This window comes from Pseudomonas sp. P4_C3 (assembly GCF_056402075.1).
Genome location: NZ_JBFUIC010000452.1, coordinates 1 through 2,756, shown reverse-complemented (window position 1 = coordinate 2,756; position 2,756 = coordinate 1). Strand labels below are relative to the sequence as shown.

Sequence of the window (2,756 nt, the reverse complement as noted above, 5' to 3'; positions counted from 1 at the left end):
CAATACAACCCGCTGAGCCTGATGGTGGCCGGCGTGGCCATCGCGGTGGCGTTCATCATTCAGTTGTTGCTTGATTCGATGATTATCGGTGCATTGGCCGGTTTCCTGATTTTCTCGGTGTCGGGCATCGTCAAATGGCGCGACACCGATGACCTGTTCACCGAAGGCATGAAAATGATGGCGATGATCGGCTTCATCATGATCGCAGCCTCAGGCTTTGCCGAAGTGATGAAGGCCACCGGTGAGGTGCAGACGCTGGTCGAGTCGTCGGCGGCGTACATCGATCACAGCAAAGGCATCGGCGCCCTGCTGATGCTGCTGGTGGGGTTGCTGGTGACCATGGGTATCGGTTCGTCGTTCTCCACCGTGCCGATTCTGGCGGCGATCTTCGTGCCGTTGTGCGTGCAACTGGGTTTCAGCCCGATTGCCATCGTGTGCATCGTCGGCACCGCCGGTGCCCTGGGCGACGCCGGTTCGCCGGCTTCGGACTCGACCCTCGGCCCGACCTCCGGCCTGAACATCGACGGCCAGCACCATCACATCTGGGACACCGTGGTCCCGACTTTCCTGCACTACAACCTGCCGCTGCTGGCGTTTGGCTGGGTGGCCGCGATGGTTCTGTAAGCAATTCCCTTCTGATCACTCTGGATCAAAATGTGGGAGCGAGCTTGCTCGCGATGGCGGCCTKTCAGCCACATGGATGTTGACTGTTTCACCGCAATCGCGAGCAAGCTCGCTCCCACAGGGATCTTCGGCGGACCTGATGACCGCGTTCAACTTTTGTTCCGGCGTGCCGTTAAAGCTTTTAACCACGCCAACAAAATCAAAAGAGTGAACGTCATGCGCATGAGCCTCAAGGCTAAAGTCCTGTCCCTTGCCGTCCTCCCGGTGTTGCTGTTTGCGCTGGTCATCAGCCTGACCACGCTGTTCATTCTGCAGGAACAGGCGCGCAAGGAAGTCGAGCAGACCCGCGAGCGCTTGCTCAGCGATGCCAAGGCGACCCTGCAAAGCTACGTGGCCGTGGCCATGACCACGATCAAACCGCTCTACGACGCGGCCGCCCCCGGCGATGAGACGGCGCGGGCCCAGGTGATCAAGCTGCTGTCGAGCATCACCTATGGCAAGGACGGCTACTTCTTCGGCTACGACTCCAACACCGTGCGCCTGTTCAAGGCCAACAGCCCCGAAGGCGTGGGCCAGAGCTTCAAGGACAACCGCGACCCGAACGGCGTCTACGTCAACCGCGACCTGGTGAAAGTCGCCAGGGACGGTACGCACTACCTGCAATACAGCTCGCCCTTGCCCGGCAACACCCAGGTGCTGGTGCCCAAGCTCGGTTACACCGAATACCTGCCGAAGTGGGACATGGCGGTCGGCACCTCGGTCAACCTCGACGGCATCGAAGCGCAAGTGGCGGTGGTCGAAGCCAAGGTCCAGGAGCGCATGCAAGGCATGGTGCTGAGCATCGTCGGCGTGGCGCTCGTGGTGCTGCTGGTGATCGCCGCTGCGGGGATGTTGCTGGCCAACACCATTCTGCGTCCGCTGCATTTGATGAAAGCCAACCTCGACGACATTGCGGCAGGCGAGGGTGATCTGACCCGCCGCCTGACCATCACCAGCCAGGACGAACTCGGTGAACTGGCCGGTTCCTTCAACCGTTTCGTCGACAAGATCCACGGCCTGGTACGGCAGATCACCGAAATGACCTCGCAACTGACCGGGCTGGTGAATCAGGTGTCCGACCAGGCCAATCGCTCGGACCAGGCCATGGAGCGTCAGCGCCATGAGACTGATCAGGTGGCCACGGCAATCAACGAAATGTCAGCGGCGGCCCAGGAAGTGGCCAAAAGCGCGCAGAATGCCGCGGTGGCTGCCCAGCAGACCGACGAAGAAGGCCAGGCGGCCAAGCGTGTGGTGGCCGGCAGCATCGAGAAGATCCATGCGCTGGTGGACGACATCCGCAGCAGCGGCGTGTCCCTGGACAGCCTGCAAAAAGACGTGTCGTCGATCGTCAGCGTGCTCGGGGTGATTCGTTCGATTGCCGAACAGACCAACCTGCTGGCGCTCAACGCCGCCATCGAAGCCGCCCGTGCCGGCGAGGCCGGGCGCGGCTTTGCGGTGGTGGCCGATGAAGTGCGGGCGCTGGCCAGCCGCACGCAAATCAGCACCCAGGAAATCCAGGGCATGATCGACCGCTTGCAGGCCGGCACCCGGTCGGCGGTGGAGGCAATGCGCCGCTCCAGCGAGGCCGGCGACGGCACCTCGGCCCAGGCCAACGAGGCGGGGGCTTCGCTGGACACCATGGCCCAACTGATCGCGACCATCAATTCGATGAACGCGCAGATCGCCAGTGCCGCCGAAGAGCAAACCGCCGTGGCCGAAGAGATCAATCGCAGCGTGCATCAGATTGCCGTGGCGGTGGACAGCGTCGCCGATGAAACCCAGCTCGGCGCGCAGACTTCGCGCAGTCTGGCGGATCTGGGGCAGCGTTTGGGCAGTCTGGTGGGGCAGTTCCGGATCTGACTGGTTTGCAACCTGTGGGAGCGAGCTTGCTCGCGATGGCGGCAGCACATTCAGCATTGATGTTGGCTGAGCCACCGCTATCGCGAGCAAGCTCGCTCCCACAGGTTGCAAACCAGTCAGATCCGGAACTGCCCCACCAGACTGCCCAAACGCTGCCCCAGATCCGCCAGACTGCGCGAAGTCTGCGCGCCGAGCTGGGTTTCATCGGCGACGCTGTCCACCGCCACGGCAAT

At 62.4% G+C, this 2,756-nt stretch carries 2 protein-coding genes and 1 pseudogene; all 3 read left to right on the top strand.

Annotation, left to right across the window (positions count from 1 at the left end):
- Window positions 1–624, top strand: a 624-nt coding sequence (locus AC1DVH_RS29180; RefSeq protein WP_477756703.1) for a Na+/H+ antiporter NhaC family protein, incomplete at its 5' end; no start/stop codon positions are given.
- A gap of 30 nt (window positions 625–654) precedes the next feature.
- A pseudogene (locus AC1DVH_RS29175) lies at window positions 655–1,617 on the top strand (cache domain-containing protein); the annotation flags it as partial.
- 84 nt (window positions 1,618–1,701) lie between these two features.
- Window positions 1,702–2,523, top strand: coding sequence for a methyl-accepting chemotaxis protein (locus AC1DVH_RS29170; RefSeq protein ID WP_477756704.1), 822 nt, complete (start codon window positions 1,702–1,704; stop codon window positions 2,521–2,523).
- Window positions 2,524–2,756: the final 233 nt, after the last annotated feature.

Bases quoted from the DNA above. Each gene is read 5' to 3' on its own strand.
- AC1DVH_RS29170 (WP_477756704.1), top strand. From the start codon at position 1,702: ATGACCTCGCAACTGACCGGGCTGGTGAATCAGGTGTCCGACCAGGCC.